Annotated in this window: 12 protein-coding genes and 2 tRNA genes; 6 read left to right on the forward strand and 8 right to left on the reverse strand. The window is 68.9% G+C overall.

Going from position 1 to position 14243, the window contains the following annotated elements:
- Positions 1-19: 19 nt before the first annotated feature.
- From AB0I77_RS29945 to AB0I77_RS29960, 4 genes are all read left to right on the forward strand, one after another.
- Positions 20-93: transfer RNA gene (locus AB0I77_RS29945), tRNA-Phe, on the forward strand.
- A gap of 112 nt (positions 94-205) precedes the next feature.
- Positions 206-4174 carry an ATP-dependent RNA helicase HrpA gene (gene hrpA, locus AB0I77_RS29950; RefSeq protein ID WP_363285849.1) on the forward strand — a complete coding sequence of 1323 codons (3969 nt, stop codon included), beginning with the start codon at positions 206-208 and terminating at the stop codon, positions 4172-4174.
- A 94-nt stretch (positions 4175-4268) separates the two neighbouring features.
- A tRNA-Asp gene (locus AB0I77_RS29955) sits at positions 4269-4343 on the forward strand.
- A gap of 135 nt (positions 4344-4478) precedes the next feature.
- The gene (locus AB0I77_RS29960; RefSeq protein WP_363285850.1) at positions 4479-4676 is read left to right on the forward strand and encodes a DUF6274 family protein; all 198 of its coding nucleotides are present in this window, start codon (positions 4479-4481) and stop codon (positions 4674-4676) included.
- 400 nt (positions 4677-5076) lie between these two features.
- On the opposite strand, the gene bldC is transcribed toward AB0I77_RS29960, so the two are convergent.
- Entirely contained in the window at positions 5077-5283 is a 207-nt protein-coding gene (gene bldC / locus AB0I77_RS29965) for a developmental transcriptional regulator BldC (protein ID WP_003949541.1), read from the reverse strand.
- 566 nt (positions 5284-5849) lie between these two features.
- Positions 5850-6692: a hypothetical protein gene (locus tag AB0I77_RS29970; protein ID WP_363285851.1), complete on the reverse strand. Its 843-nt coding sequence runs from the start codon at positions 6690-6692 to the stop codon at positions 5850-5852.
- Between the two features lie 224 nt (positions 6693-6916).
- Between AB0I77_RS29970 and AB0I77_RS29975 the strand changes: the two genes are divergently transcribed.
- Positions 6917-8014: a Glu/Leu/Phe/Val dehydrogenase dimerization domain-containing protein gene (locus tag AB0I77_RS29975; protein ID WP_363285852.1), complete on the forward strand. Its 1098-nt coding sequence runs from the start codon at positions 6917-6919 to the stop codon at positions 8012-8014.
- A 306-nt stretch (positions 8015-8320) separates the two neighbouring features.
- Positions 8321-8572 (forward strand): DUF3073 domain-containing protein, encoded by a 252-nt coding sequence (locus AB0I77_RS29980; RefSeq protein WP_363285853.1) that lies wholly within the window; start codon positions 8321-8323, stop codon positions 8570-8572.
- A gap of 136 nt (positions 8573-8708) precedes the next feature.
- On the opposite strand, the gene purM is transcribed toward AB0I77_RS29980, so the two are convergent.
- From purM to AB0I77_RS30010, 6 genes are all read right to left on the reverse strand, one after another.
- Entirely contained in the window at positions 8709-9791 is a 1083-nt protein-coding gene (gene purM, locus AB0I77_RS29985) for a phosphoribosylformylglycinamidine cyclo-ligase (RefSeq protein WP_363285854.1), read from the reverse strand.
- A gap of 45 nt (positions 9792-9836) precedes the next feature.
- Positions 9837-11366, reverse strand: a complete 1530-nt coding sequence (gene purF, locus AB0I77_RS29990; RefSeq protein ID WP_363285855.1) for an amidophosphoribosyltransferase — start codon at positions 11364-11366, stop codon at positions 9837-9839.
- A 72-nt stretch (positions 11367-11438) separates the two neighbouring features.
- The gene (locus AB0I77_RS29995) at positions 11439-11909 is read right to left on the reverse strand and encodes an META domain-containing protein (RefSeq protein WP_363285856.1); all 471 of its coding nucleotides are present in this window, start codon (positions 11907-11909) and stop codon (positions 11439-11441) included.
- Positions 11910-11969: 60 nt separating this feature from the next.
- On the reverse strand, positions 11970-12767 hold the full coding sequence (locus tag AB0I77_RS30000) for a sterol carrier family protein (protein ID WP_363285857.1): 798 nt from the start codon (positions 12765-12767) through the stop codon (positions 11970-11972).
- Between the two features lie 9 nt (positions 12768-12776).
- Positions 12777-13682: a M23 family metallopeptidase gene (locus AB0I77_RS30005; protein WP_363285858.1), complete on the reverse strand. Its 906-nt coding sequence runs from the start codon at positions 13680-13682 to the stop codon at positions 12777-12779.
- Positions 13683-13697: 15 nt separating this feature from the next.
- Positions 13698-14198, reverse strand: a complete 501-nt coding sequence (locus tag AB0I77_RS30010) for a helix-turn-helix domain-containing protein (RefSeq protein WP_363285859.1) — start codon at positions 14196-14198, stop codon at positions 13698-13700.
- Positions 14199-14243: the final 45 nt, after the last annotated feature.

Raw genomic sequence — 14243 nt, forward strand, 5'->3', positions numbered from 1 at the left:
GTTTCACGTGAAACCTCGTGGCTGGGTAGCTCAGTTGGTACGAGCGACCGCCTGAAAAGCGGTAGGTCGCCGGTTCGATCCCGGCCCCAGCCACAACAGACGCCCTCTCCGGGAGACCGGAGGGGGCGTTTCTCATGCCACCGTTTCTCATGCCTCCCAAAAGCGTTCGCCACGAAAATCCCCGGGATGAGATCCTGGATCCCGTATGTCTACGCACTCCGCCCCCGGCACCCCCGCGCCGGGCACCCCCGCCCTCGGCGCCCTCGCCCCCCGCCTGACCGAGCTGTCCCTGCGCGATGCGCACCGGCTCGGGCGCAGGCTCGAAGGTGCGCGCAAGATCCGTAAGCCGGAGGCCCGGGCCGCCGTGGTCGCCGAGATCGAGACGGAGGTCGCACGGGCCGAGGAGCGGATGAGCCGGCGGCGCGAGCGCGTGCCCGCCGTCAGCTACCCCGAGCAGCTGCCCGTCAGCCAGAAGAAGGACGTGATCGCCGAGGCCATCCGTGATCACCAGGTCGTCATCGTCGCCGGTGAGACCGGGTCCGGCAAGACCACCCAGATTCCCAAGATCTGTCTCGAGCTGGGGCGAGGCGTCAAGGGCATGATCGGGCACACCCAGCCCCGCCGGATCGCCGCCCGTACCGTCGCCGAGCGGGTCGCCGAGGAGCTGGACACACCTCTCGGAGAGGCCGTCGGCTGGAAGGTGCGGTTCACCGACCAGGTGAATCCGGAGGGGACCTTCGTCAAGCTGATGACGGACGGCATCCTGCTCGCCGAGATCCAGACCGACCGTGAGCTGCGCGCCTACGACACGATCATCATCGACGAGGCTCACGAGCGGTCCCTGAACATCGACTTCCTGCTGGGGTATCTCGCTCAGCTGCTGCCCAAGCGGCCGGACCTGAAAGTCGTCATCACCTCCGCGACCATCGATCCCGAGCGCTTCTCCCGGCATTTCGGCGACGCCCCGATCGTCGAGGTCAGCGGGCGGACGTACCCCGTCGAAGTGCGTTATCGGCCCCTCCTCGAAGAGGACGGCGACGACGCCGACCGGGACCAGATCACCGCGATCTGCGATGCCGTCGAGGAGCTCCAGGCCGAGGGCAAGGGCGACATCCTCGTCTTCCTCTCGGGAGAGCGGGAGATCCGCGACACCGCGGACGCGCTGGTGAAGAAGAACTACCGGTTCACGGAAGTACTGCCGCTCTACGCGCGGCTCTCGCACGCCGAGCAGCATCGCGTCTTCCAGCAGCACACCGGCCGCCGCATCGTCCTGGCGACCAACGTCGCCGAGACCTCCCTCACCGTCCCGGGCATCAAGTACGTCATCGACCCCGGCTTCGCCCGTATCTCCCGCTACAGCCACCGCACCAAGGTCCAGCGGCTCCCCATCGAGGCGGTCTCCCAGGCCAGCGCCAACCAGCGCAAGGGCCGCTGCGGGCGGACCAGCGACGGTATCTGCATCCGCCTCTACAGCGAGGAGGACTTCGCGGCCCGCCCGGAGTTCACGGACGCGGAGATCCTCCGTACGAACCTGGCGAGCGTCATCCTTCAGATGACGGCCGCCGGCCTCGGCGAGATCGAGAAGTTCCCCTTCATCGACCCGCCGGACCACCGCAACATCCGCGACGGCGTCCAACTGCTCCAGGAACTGGGCGCCCTGGACCCGGCGCAGAAGGACGCACGCAAACGGCTCACGGACACCGGCCGCAAGCTCGCGCAGCTTCCCGTCGACCCGCGGCTGGCGCGCATGGTCCTGGAGGCCGACAAGAACGGCTGTGTCCGCGAGGTCATGGTCATAGCGGCCGCGCTGTCCATCCAGGACCCGCGCGAACGCCCCGCCGACAAACAGACCCAGGCCGACCAGCAGCACGCCCGCTTCAAGGACGAGACGAGCGACTTCCTCGCCTACCTCAACCTGTGGCGGTACATCCGCGAGCAGCAGAAAGAACGCGGCTCGTCTTCCTTCCGGCGTATGTGCAAGCAGGAGTACCTGAACTTCCTGCGCATTCGCGAATGGCAGGACATCTATTCGCAGTTGAGGACCGTCGCCAAGCAGATGGGGATCCACCTCAGCGAAGACGACGCCCCCGCCGACCGCGTCCACGTCTCCCTCCTCGCCGGCCTGCTCTCGCACGTCGGGATGAAGGACGTCAAGGACGGCAACAAGAACGAGTACCTGGGCGCACGGAACGCCAAGTTCGCGATCTTCCCCGGTTCGGCTCTCTTCAAGAAGACCCCGCGCTTCGTGATGTCCGCCGAGCTGGTGGAGACCTCCCGCCTCTGGGCCCGCGTCAACGCGAAGATCGAGCCCGAGTGGGTCGAGCCGCTCGCCGAGCACCTGCTCAAGCGGACGTACAGCGAACCGCACTGGGAGAAGGACCAGGCGGCCGTGATGGCGTACGAGAAGGTCACGCTGTACGGCGTACCGATCATCGCCCAGCGGAAGGTCAACTACGGCCGGATCGACCCCGAGGTCAGCCGCGAGCTGTTCATCCGCAACGCCCTCGTGGAGGGCGACTGGCGCACGCACCACAAGTTCTTCGCCGACAACCGAAGACTCCTCAGCGAGGTCGAGGAGTTGGAGCACCGCGCCCGGCGCCGGGACATCGTGGTCGACGACGAGACCCTTTTCGACTTCTACGAGCAGCGGGTCCCCGACCACGTCGTCTCCGGCGCCCACTTCGACTCCTGGTGGAAGCACAAGCGGCACGAGCAGCCCGACTTCCTCGACTTCGAGCGGGAGATGCTCGTCCGCGAGTCGGCGCAGGCGGTGACGAAGGACGACTATCCGGACTCCTGGCGCCAGGGACCGTTGAAGTTCCGCGTCACCTACCAGTTCGAGCCGGGCGCGGACGCCGACGGTGTGACCGTCCACGTCCCGCTCCAGGTGCTCAACCAGGTCACGGACGAGGGCTTCGACTGGCAGATCCCGGGTCTGCGGGAAGAGGTCGTCACCGAGCTGATCCGCTCCCTCCCGAAGCCGATCCGCCGCCATTACGTGCCCGCCCCGAACTTCGCGAAGCGGTTCCTGGACACGGCCGTGCCCCTCCAGGAGCCGCTGACCACGACCATGGCCCGCGAGCTCAAGCGCATGGTCGGGGTCCCCTTCACCGCCGACGACTTCGACTGGGCGAAGGTCCCCGACCACCTGCGCATCACCTTCCGGATCGTCGACGAGCGCCGCCGCAAGCTGGCCGAGGACAAGGATCTGGAGGCGCTGAAGCTCCAGCTCAAACCGAAGGCGAGGCAGGCCATCTCGCAGGCGGCGGCCGCGACGGCCGAGCGGCAGGGCGGTGCGGCCATCGAGCGGACGGGCCTGACCGACTGGACCATCGGCTCCCTCACCCCCGTCTTCGAGACCCGCCGCGCCGGCCAGCCGGTGAAGGCGTACCCGGCGCTGGTCGACAACGGCGACACCGTGTCCGTACGGCTCTTCGACACGGAGGCGGAACAGGCCGAGGCGATGTGGAAGGGCACGCGGCGCCTGATCCTGCGCAACATCCCGGTGAACCCGGCGAAGTTCGCCTCCGAGAAGCTGACGAACCCCCAGAAGCTCGCCCTGTCCGCGAATCCGCACGGCTCCATCCAGGCCCTGTTCGACGACTGCGCGATGGCGGCGGCGGACAAGCTGATCGGCGACTTCGGCGGACCGGCGTGGGACGAGGAGTCGTACCGGAAGCTGTACGAGAAGGTGCGCGCGGAGATCGTCGACACGACGGTTCGTACGGTGGGGCAGGTGCAGCAGGTCCTTGCTGCCTGGCAGGCCTGTGAGCGCCGTCTGAAGGGCGTACGGAGCCCCACGCTGCTGGCGAACCTCCAGGACGTACGGAAGCAGCTGGACGCCCTTGTGAAGCCCGGCTTCGTCACGGCGGCGGGGCTGCGGCGGCTGCCGGACCTGATGCGGTACCTGGTCGCCGCGGACCGGCGGCTCCAGCAGATGCCGACGAACGTCCAGCGGGACACGGCCCGTATGGAGAAGGTCCACGAGATGCAGGACGAGTACGCCTGGCTCCTGGAGCAGATGCCGCAGGGCCGGCCTGTTCCGTCGTCGGTCCTGGACATCCGCTGGATGATCGAGGAGCTCCGGGTCAGCTATTTCGCGCACGCGCTCGGCACGGCGTACCCGGTCTCCGACAAGCGCATCGTGAAGGCGATCGACGCGGCCGTGCCGTAACGCACCCCGCACGCTGGGTGAGTTCGACCAGTGGGCTCACCCTCCTGTAGAGTCTCTTCTCGCAGCGCAACGCACAAATAGCGCCGCGAAACCAGGTCCTGTGGAGCAGCTTGGAGTGCTCGCCACCCTGTCAAGGTGGAGGCCGCGGGTTCAAATCCCGTCAGGACCGCAACAGCAACATCAAACAGAGCCCGGGTCTTCGGACCCGGGCTCTGTTGCGTTCCCGCCGTCTTGACGGCACCTCCGTGCCCCGGTACTCAGAGACCAGGGCCCCGCTTTCCGTACGGCCCACTGGAGGTGGCGTATGGCGGCGACGGCCAGGCACGAGACGCGGGCCCTGCTCCGTGCGCATCTGGCGGCCGCCTCGTCCTACCGCCACCTGACGCGCCACTGCCCGATCTGCCACCGCCTGCTGCGGCTGGCGCTGGACTCCGCGCCGCGGCCCGCGCAGGCCTCGCCGGACGCGAGCGTCGAGGACGAGCCCAACACCCGCCTCTCCTAGCGCACATGAGCCAGCGGCAACAAGGACTCTGGCATGTGACGGGTGTCACCGCATGAGTTTTGAAAACCGCGGTACTTACGCCTCACCTACAACTGGTCAATTTAATATGTGCAATTGCACCAGCGTCAGGGCGGACCCACAGGAGATCCGACACCCCTCCCCAGACTCCGACAAGGCCGCTCACAGAGCCGCCCGTTCGCCCACGTTCCGCGCACAAAAAAGATCGCGCTGGACCCGGCGGAGTCCAGCGCGATCGACGACGCACCCTGTCAAGTGTTCGGGAAGCCCTCAGGAGCGTGGGCGTGGGCTCTGTTGGGGCAGAACCCGCGTCGGTTGAAGCTAGGGTCACGGGCGCCGCGACAGATGGGGGACCTGTCGGTTTTGCCCGCTATTGAGTTGTTCAGGCCTCGCTGCGCTGCTGCGGGATGCCCGCGAGCAGAGCACGGACCTCCGCCTCGCGGTAGCGGCGATGCCCGCCGAGCGTGCGGATCGAAGTGAGCTTGCCGGCCTTCGCCCACCGCGTGACCGTCTTCGGGTCGACGCGGAACATCGTGGCGACCTCAGCCGGGGTCAGCAGCGGCTCGGCATCAGGGGTGCGAGCGGTCATGAGCGGCCTCCTCGGGAGAACCGAACCTTCTCGGTTCATTCCTCTAAATTCTGCACCTTGACCCGCGTTGCCCGAAATGGCGGACGCGAGTCGAGTCGGTTATAGGACGAACGGCTTGTCCTCGGCACTACAACTACACCATCTGTCCAGCCGCGTCGGCCAAACCGATGGAATTGCCCCTCCAGGTGTTCATCAGCCACGGAAGCCGATGGACCATGCCATAGCGGACAGTCACGCCACTGTGACGATCAGTCACAGGACGATCAGGAGTCATCAGACCCCCCAAAGCGTGCAATGCGAAGATTCCACCCACACCGGAACACAGTGGGACGGAGGGAGTCCTCCCCGGACTCCTTGTCCTATTTTGGCATGAGGAGGGGCAAGGGACGCAAGAGCCGCGTACGTGCGGTCCGTCACGCTTGACACACTTGAGACGAACGCCCGTATCGGCACCTACGTCCGTTGTTGACGAAACCTCAGGACATAAGCCGGTCCGAGGACGAAACCCCAAAAAGGGCGTCAGGTCAAACGTCAGTTCGTGATCCAGTGCGTGACCCAGGACACGTTCAGTTCGCCGACCGGCGATCCCGCACCGACCGCCACCGCTCCACGAGCCGCCCGTACGCCTCGCCGGCGGTGACCCCGTCGCCGTGCCGCAGCGCCTCGATTCCCTCGGCCACGTCCGCCGCCGAGTGGTCGTCCTCCAGCTCGCCGGTCGGCAGCACGTGCACCAGGCCGCCGTAGTCCAGCTCCACCAGTGAGCGCGGGTGGAACTCCTCCAGCCAGCGCCCGACGTCCACCAGGCCGTCGATGAGCGGCCCCTCGTCGATGGCCTCCCTGAGCGCCCTGAGCCCCCGCGCCACTCGCCGGCGGGCCTGCACCATGGGCGTGCGGTAGCGCAGCATCGGGGGGATCTCGCCGGATCCCTTGTCGAACCGCCGCTCCTCGTCCCCGACCAGCACGAACCAGTTCAGCGGGACCTGCCAGGTCGCGGTGCGGATCCAGGGCCGGGCGTCCGGGTTGCGGGCCAGCCAGCGCTCGTAGTCCTGGGCCGCCTGGCGCCGGACGACCGGGGGCAGCACCGCGTCCAGGACGGGCGGCGGCAGCTCCTCGGCCAGCTCGTCCAGCGCCTGCCAGCCGCGCAGCCGGGTGCGCCAGGGGCACACGCACACCACGCCGTCGATCTCCAGCACGAACGCGTCGCCGCTCTCGTGCACCGGCACCGGGACGGGCGGGGTGGGCAGCAAGTCGGCCAGGGAGCGGCGCAGTTCGTCCTGGTACGAGGGACGGTCGGCGCGGCGGGCGTAGCGGGCCCAGTGGCCGCGTTCCGGTTCCGGGAAGGCGGCCAGCGGTTCGTACACGCGAAGGTACGTCGCGTACGGGACGATCACCGAGGACACCTTGGGCACGCCCTGCTCCCTCCCCCGCCCTCTGTCGGGAAAACCTGCGAAACCCGCACACAAACGAGCGGGAAAACTATGCAAATCGTCGCACGGACGTAGTCCGGGAGTGGGTGATCCTGAGCACTGCTCGGATGACGGGGGCATCCAGGTCTAATCTCATGGTCACAGCCTCCGCCACCCACACGGGAGCTGGTCTCCACCCGCCGCTACTTGCTTCAGGAGTCACCACAGTGACCGACGTAACCGGCGCGCCTGCTGATGTACTGCACACCCTGTTCCGTTCGGAACAGGGGGGTCATGAGCAAGTCGTGCTCTGCCAGGACCGTGCCAGCGGCCTCAAGGCCGTCATCGCCATCCACTCCACCGCCCTGGGCCCCGCGCTCGGCGGTACGCGCTTCTACCCGTACGCGAGCGAGGCCGAGGCCGTCGCCGACGCGCTGAACCTCGCCCGCGGGATGTCGTACAAGAACGCCATGGCCGGTCTCGGCCACGGCGGCGGCAAAGCCGTGATCGTCGGCGACCCGGAGCGGGACAAGACCGAGGAGCTGCTGCTGGCCTACGGCCGGTTCGTGGCCTCGCTCGGCGGGCGCTACGTCACCGCGTGCGACGTCGGGACGTACGTCGCCGACATGGACGTCGTCGCCCGCGAGTGCCGCTGGACGACGGGCCGCTCGCCCGAGAACGGCGGCGCCGGTGACTCGTCCGTGCTGACCGCCTACGGCGTCTACCAGGGCATGCGGGCCTCGGCCCAGCACCTGTGGGGCGACCCGTCGCTGCGCGACCGCACAGTCGGCATCGCTGGCGTCGGCAAGGTCGGCCACCACCTGGTGCGGCATCTGCGCGACGAGGGCGCCGAGGTCGTGATCACGGACGTGCGCGAGAAGGCCGTACGGCGGATCCTCGACGCGCACCCGACGGGCGTGAGAGCCGTCGCCCACACCGACGCGCTGATCCGGGTCGAGGGCCTCGACATCTACGCCCCCTGCGCACTCGGCGGGGCGCTCAGCGACGACTCCGTGCCGGCGCTCACCGCCAGGATCGTCTGCGGCGCCGCCAACAACCAGCTCGCCCACCCGGGCGTCGAGAAGGACCTCGCCGACCGCGGGATCCTCTACGCGCCGGACTACGTGGTGAACGCCGGCGGGGTCATCCAGGTCGCCGACGAGTTGCACGGCTTCGACTTCGAACGGTGCAAGGCGAAGGCGGCGAAGATCTACGACACCACGCTCGGCATCTTCGCACGTGCGAAGGCGGACGGTATTCCGCCGGCCGCCGCGGCCGACCGGATCGCCGAGCAGCGGATGGCGGAGGGGCGCGGGGCGCGCTGACGAGGCGTGTCGGCGTGGTTCTCGGCGGGTGAGCGGTACCCGTCGGCGGGCAGTTAGAGAGAACTCTCACGTTCGTCGGCGGGTCGCCCGTCGAGAAGTGGTTAAAATCGCGGTTGACCAGCGGGGACAGGGCTCCCCGCGGGTTCTGGGGCCGGGCACGTCATGCGGGCGACGTACCGTATGGGCGCGGGCTCAGGTACCGTGGAAGCCCTACGGACCGGTCTCTCTGCGGAGAGCCCGTTCCAGATCATGAACGCGTGTCAAGACTCTGGGGCCGTCGAGCCCCGTCACCGAGGGGGTCGAGCCATGGGGCGCGGCCGGGCCAAGGCCAAGCAGACGAAGGTCGCCCGCCAGCTGAAGTACAACAGCGGCGGGACAGACCTGTCGCGTCTGGCCAGTGAGCTGGGCGCTTCGACTTCGAATCAACCGCCGAATGGCGAGCCGTTCGAAGACGACGACGAGGAAGACGACCCGTACGCCCAGTACGCGGATCTGTACAACGACGACGAGGACGAGGACGACGAGTCCGGTCCTGCGTCTCAACGCCGCGGCGCTTGACTGTCCAGCTGTGCTTGACCCGGTCCGGGGTGGTTTCCCACTCCCGGACCGGGTTTTGCGCTGCCGTCAAGACTGCCGTCAAGACTGCCGTCAAGGACGGTCGAAGACATCAGGCGGTGCTTTTGGACCGCATGCTTTAGACCGCGTACGTGCCGGTCAGCTCGGCGCCCGTCGCGTGGTCGCCGCGGTCCGTGATCTCGCCCGCGATCCATGAGGCGACCCCGCGGTCGGCCAGGGTCGCCAGGGCGACGTCCGCCGACTCCTGCGGCACGATCGCGATCATGCCGACGCCCATGTTCAGGGTCTTCTCCAGCTCCAGCTGTTCGACCTGACCGGTCCTGCCGACCAGTTCGAACACCGGGGCGGGGGTCCAGGCGGAGCGGTCGACGATCGCGTGCAGCTCGTCGGGGATGACGCGGGCCAGGTTGGCGGCGAGTCCGCCACCCGTGACGTGGCTGAACGCGTGCACGTCGGTGGTGCGGGTCAGCGCCAGGCAGTCCAGGGAGTAGATCTTGGTCGGCTCCAGGAGTTCCTCGCCCAGCGTGCGGCCGAACTCCTCGATCCGCGCGTCCAGCGACAGACCGGCCTGGTTCAGCAGGACATGCCGGACGAGCGAGTACCCGTTCGAGTGAAGCCCGGAGGAGGCCATGGCGATGACCGCGTCACCCTTACGGATGCGATCCGGGCCGAGCAGGCGGTCGGCCTCCACCACTCCGGTGCCGGCGCCGGCGACGTCGAAGTCGTCGGGGCCGAGCAGACCGGGGTGTTCGGCCGTCTCGCCGCCCACCAGGGCGCAGCCGGCCAGCACGCAGCCCTCGGCGATGCCCTTGACGATGGCGGCGACCCGCTCGGGGTGGACCTTGCCGACGCAGATGTAGTCGGTCATGAACAGCGGCTCGGCGCCGCACACCACGATGTCGTCCATGACCATCGCGACCAGGTCGTGGCCGATGGTGTCGTAGACGCCCAGTCGGCGCGCGAGGTCGACCTTGGTGCCGACGCCGTCCGTGGCGGAGGCGAGCAGCGGGCGCTCGAAGCGCTTGAGGGCGGAGGCGTCGAAGAGGCCGGCGAAGCCGCCGAGGCCGCCGAGGACCTCGGGGCGCTGCGTCTTCTTCACCCACTCCTTCATCAGCTCTACGGCGCGGTCGCCCGCTTCGATGTCGACACCTGCTGTTTTGTAGGACGCCGCTGCGTAGCCGGCACCAGTTGTCTCAGACATGGCTAATGAGAACCTTCGTGTCGTACGGCGGGTAAGGCGGGCCGGCTACGGGCGGCGGATCGCGTCGGCCGCGGCCGTGGCGGCGGGCCCGGCGGCCAGCTCGGTCTCCAGGAGCTGCTTGCCCAGCAGCTCGGGGTCCGGGAGATCCATCGGGTACTCGCCGTCGAAGCAGGCGCGGCAGAGGTTCGGCTTGGCGATGGTGGTCGCCTCGATCATGCCGTCGATGGAGATGTACGCCAGGGAGTCGGCGCCGAGGGAGATCCCGATCTCCTCGATGGTCATGCCGTTGGCGATGAGCTCGGCGCGGGTGGCGAAGTCGATGCCGAAGAAGCAGGGCCACTTCACGGGCGGCGAGGAGATCCGGATGTGGACCTCGGCGGCCCCGGCCTCGCGGAGCATCCGCACCAGGGCGCGCTGGGTGTTGCCGCGCACGATCGAGTCGTCGACGACGACCAGGCGCTTGCCCTTGATGACTTCCTTCAGCGGGTTCAGCTTCAGGCGGATGCCGAGCTGACGGATCGTCTGGGACGGCTGGATGAACGTACGGCCGACGTACGCGTTCTTCACCAGACCCGCACCGAAGGGAATGCCGGACGCCTCCGCGTAGCCGATGGCGGCGGGGGTGCCGGACTCCGGAGTCGCTATGACCAGGTCGGCCTCGGCGGGGGCTTCCTTCGCGAGGCGGCGGCCCATCTCCACCCGGGAGAGGTACACGTTCCGGCCGGCGATGTCGGTGTCCGGGCGGGCCAGGTAGACGTACTCGAAGATGCAGCCCTTGGGCTTCGCTTCCGCGAATCGGGAGCTGCGGAGGCCGTTCTCGTCGATCGCGACGAACTCGCCCGGCTCGATCTCGCGGACGTAGGCGGCGCCGCAGATGTCGAGGGCGGCGGACTCGGAGGCGACGACCCAGCCGCGCTCCAGACGGCCCAGGACCAGCGGGCGGATGCCCTGCGGGTCGCGGGCGGCGTAGACGGTGTGCTCGTCCATGAAGACGAGCGAGAAGGCGCCCTTGACCTGCGGGAGGATCTTGGCGGAGGCCTCCTCGATGGTCAGCGGCTTGCCGTCGTCGTCGACCTGGGCGGCGAGGAGGGCCGTCAGCAGGTCGGTGTCGTTGGTGGCCGCGACGCGGGTCGAGCGGCCGTTGGTGTCCTTCGGGAGGTCGGCGACCATCTCGGCGAGCTGCGCCGTGTTGACCAGGTTGCCGTTGTGGCCGAGCGCGATGGAGCCGTGCGCGGTGGCACGGAACGTCGGCTGGGCGTTCTCCCACACGGAGGCGCCGGTGGTCGAGTAGCGGGCGTGACCGACCGCGATGTGACCCTGGAGCGAACCGAGCGAGGTCTCGTCGAAGACCTGGGAAACGAGGCCCATGTCCTTGAAGACGAGGATCTGGGAGCCGTTACTGACCGCGATTCCCGCGGATTCCTGGCCTCGATGCTGGAGGGCGTAGAGCCCGAAGTAAGTGAGCTTGGCGACCTCTTCGCCGGGAGCCCAGACACCGAAGACGCCGCATGCGTCCTGGGGGCCTTTCTCGCCGGGGAGCAGATCATGACTGAGTCGACCGTCACCACGTGGCACGCCACCGAGTGTAGGCGAGATCGACCACTGGTCCGAATGCGGGAATGCTCGCGAGCTTTCTGCCGCAGTGGATCACTTGGCGACGACGGCCCGCGCACTCGTGCCGTTTTCGCTGGTCAGAGTGAGAGCATCTTGATCGACTCGATAGCTGAGCGCACCGTTGAAGAGGGTCAGCAGAGCTCGTTCGGTGTCCATGAGTGAGGCGTCGCACATCATTCGGGTGGTGGACGGGCGGCCCAGAGTGATATGTCCGTCGCGAACCGTGGCGGTGGCGTTGACGTGGTTGCAGCCGAGCCGGCCGCCGACCTTGCCCTTCTTCGCGTCGAAGGTGAGGTGCGCCTCGCCCTCGACGGGCTGGGTCCTGTCCTTGGTGGTGACGCGGTCGATGTTCCAGCGGACGCCGGTGACGGGCCGCTCGACGCCGACCGAGCCGCTCCCGCTGTCCGCCTTCCCGCTGTCCGCCTGCTCGCTCCCGCAGGCTGCCGCGAGCGGGATGAGGGCCACGGCGGCCGTCCTGATCAGTCGCTGCTTCTGCCTGTACATGCCGATTCGACGGAGCCGGTGGGGTGGTTGGTTCCCCCGTTATGTTTTCCGGCCGACGACTCACGCCAGGAGTGGCAGCAGCCCGCCGAGGTCAGCCCGCTCGCCGCTGGCCCGCACCTTGGCGTCCTCGACCGCGTCCTTCCAGGCCACGCGCCCGGTCGCGAGCCGGATCCAGGTCAGCGGGTCGGTCTCGACGACATTGGGCGGGGTGCCCCGGGTGTGCCGGAGTCCCTCGACGCACTGCACCACGGCGTACGGCGGGATCCGCACCTCGGTGGAGCCGCCGGGCGCCTTCGCCGCGAGCGCGTCGGCCAGCAGCCGGGTCGCGGCGGCGAGGGCCTGACGGTCGTGGGGGATGTCCAGGCCGGGCACGGCGGCGTTCAGGTCGTCGGTGTGGACGACCAGTTCGACGGTGCGGGTGACGAGGTAGTCGGCCAGCGTCATGGCACCGGTGCGGGCGGCGAGGACGCGGGTGTCCGGGGCGGTGGCGAGGGCCTCGGTGATCCGCTCCTCGGTGCGGGCGTAGAGGGCGTCGAGGTCGGGGTGGGCCATGGCCAGTTCCCGAGTACCGTCGGCGATGTCCCCCGCCCGGGCGGCGGTGGCGGACGGCCAGTCCAGGAGCGCGAGCTCGGGTTTCGGGGGTTCGTCCCGGTCGAGGTTGCGACTGACGGTCTCCACGGCCATGGTCACGTGCGCCGCCAGGTCCCGCACGGTCCAGCCGTCGAGGCGCGTGGGGAGGGCCAGTTGCTCGGTGGAGAGGGTGCGTACGGACTGTCGTACGTTCCCGAACTGGGCCAGTACCGCGGTGCGGATCTTGGCGGGGTCGTAGGTGCGGGCGCGTTTTTTGGCCGGGGGCATGGGGCCAGCCTAGGCAGACCGTGAGGCTGTCGTGGACGTGTTTCCGGGAGCGTCCGCAGGGCTGTCTGCGGGGCTGTCTGCGGGGCTGTCTGCGGGGGCCTTCGCGGTCGCCTTCGCGGGCGTCTCGAAGATCTCGCGGTTCCTCGGTACGCCGATGCCGTGCCAGCGGAAGGGGAGGCCGCGGGCGGTGTCCGGGTCCGGGCCGTCCATCAGCTGGAAGTGCAGATGCGGTTCCGTGGAGTTGCCGGAGTTGCCGCACTGGGCGAGCGGCTGTCCGGCGCGGACGCGGTCGCCCTCGGCGACGGTGAGCGAGTCGCGGCGCAGGTGGGCGTACGCGGCGTAGGTGCCGTCGCCGAGGTCGAGCACGAGATGGTTGCCGAGGATGCGGCCCACCCCGCGCATCTCCCGGACCGAGCCCTCGATCAGGAACAGGTACAGCAGGGCCGGCAGCGAGTTGCGGCTGAGGTGGTCGCGGTGGCGGTCGGTGGCCTTGACGACGGTGGCGTCGGCGACGGCCAGCACGGGGGCGCCGAAACCGGGGAAGTCGCGGCTGGGGCGGGCCAGCGGCCACAGGAGCCGGAAACCGGGGCGGGCGCCCGGTTCGGGTTCGGCGACGAGGTCGATGGCGTACGTCTGGCCATAGGCGTGGACGCCGTGGCTCGGGGTGCGGTCGGCCGGGCTGTTGAGCGCGGACCAGCGGCCGGTGACGGGCGGGGCCACCTCGATGGGGGGCGGGGGTGTGCGGTCACGGCCGGTCCTGTTCAGGACGAAGACGAGGCCGTAGGCCAGGACCAGCAGGAGGAGGTTCCAAAACCCGGGATACGGCAGACCTACCCAAAGGGCGGCGGCCCACAGGGCCAGGAAGGCAACCTGGAGTAAGCGGAAGGTCGTCATGACGAGCTTGCGTGCGGACATCGGTCCCCCAGTCAGTCAGGTCAGGGTCGTGGCCAGCGCCACCAGCAGCGGCACCACCCGGCCCGCCGGGACCTCGTGGCGGCCCCGGCCGGTGGTGTGCAGCCAGCCCGCGCCGGTCAGTTGGCGCAGGTGGTGGTAGATCTGGCCGGTCGTGCCGAGTTCTTCGAGCTCGGCCAGTTCGGCCGCCGTGCGGCGACCGCCGAGGATCTCGCGGAGCAGCCGCAGCCGGACCGGGTGGCCGAGCGCCCCGAAGGTCTCGGCGGCCCGGGTCCAGTCGTCGTCCAGCAGGCCCTCGGTCAGGGCGGCCTGCTGCCACTCGTACCGCTCCCCGGCCGGCAGGCGGACGGCGCCGGTGAACAGGACCCCGCCGTCGGCGGCCCGTGCACCGGCCAGCTGCTTCTTGAGTGCCTCCAGGGCCCAGAAGTCCCCGTCCCCGACACGCGGAGCGGTGGCGCCCGCGCCTTCCAGCGCGGCGATCCGGCGCTCCAGCTCGGTGACGCGGTCCTCCAGTTCCATGCCCTCCAGATTACGGCACTACGTAATTACGTCAACACTACGTAA

It is taken from the genome of Streptomyces sp. NPDC050619, assembly GCF_040654815.1.
In the GTDB taxonomy this organism is placed as follows: Bacteria; Actinomycetota; Actinomycetes; order Streptomycetales; family Streptomycetaceae; genus Streptomyces.